This window comes from Vibrio sp. Vb0667, from assembly GCF_033391095.1.
Genome location: NZ_JAWPOL010000351.1, coordinates 1 through 1,084, shown reverse-complemented (window position 1 = coordinate 1,084; position 1,084 = coordinate 1). Strand labels below are relative to the sequence as shown.

General features: G+C 44.9%; 1 protein-coding gene. It reads left to right on the top strand.

Annotated features, from left to right (window positions below):
• Positions 1-98 precede the first annotated feature (98 nt).
• On the top strand, positions 99-1,084 hold a 986-nt coding region (locus R8269_RS25840), incomplete at its 3' end, for a flavohemoglobin expression-modulating QEGLA motif protein (protein ID WP_412079974.1).

Genomic DNA, 1,084 nt, shown 5'->3' with positions numbered 1-1,084 from the left:
GTGGATAACGGCTCTTGCCTCCCATAGTTGTCTTCGATGACTGACAGGTACTCTGCGCTTAGTTGAAAAGGTCTTACCTTCACATGGAGTTGAACGACATGGCTCAGTTTAATGAACCAATTTCTAGCCAGCTATTAGCAATAGATGTAAACCTCACTCAATTAGTCACTGATATTGATATTCTTAGCAGCGTAAACCCGCTTAATTACGCCCAAGAGCGAGAAAGGTTCATCAGTAATAAGTACTCGCAAGAACCTAACTTTCAGTACCAGAAAGCGCCTCTTGACACTCATCAGTCAAAACGCCGTTTGTACGAATTGCCTTTGGAACACATCGAAGATGCTCAGTTACAAAAGCTTTATGAGGATGTCATTCAGTCTTACGCCGACAAACTTGATCAAGTCAACACCATAGGTACGCAAGAGTTCCTATACAACTCTCTGCGCTATTACGGTGAACCAAGTGCGAAAGACATTGCTAACGCACATTTCATTTTGCATCTGCCGACAGAAGAAGAGAGCAAACCAGAGCATGATAGCCGCTCCATTGCTCATTTCATGCAAAGCTTCGCCGATAAAAATGGGTATGAATGTGAAATTCAAATCTTAGATGGCATGCTAGCAAACGCTTTGGTGTCAGGCTCTCGAGTGAAGATTAACAGCGCTGCGCACATCACAACTGACGAGCTTGAAGCGCTGGCACACCACGAGATGGGCGTGCATTTGCTAACTACGCTTAATGGCCGTCAACAGCCACTTAAAGTGCTTAGTTTAGGTTGCCCTGCCAATACCAATACGCAGGAAGGGTTGGCCATTTTGTGTGAGTACCTCTCTGGACACTTCAGTATCAAACGTTTAAGAACCTTAGCTCTTCGCGTGCTTGCTGTAGAATCTATGATTAAAGAGCGCGATTTCCGCCACACCTTTATGTTGCTGAAGGAGCAGTACAAAGCGTCTGACGTTCAAGCCTTTACCATTCCTTCGCGCGTATACCGCGGTGGTGGCTTAACTAAAGATTATTTGTACCTGAGAGGATTTAGAGAAGTGCTCAACGCGTACGATAAGCTAGGGGATGATTTTTCACT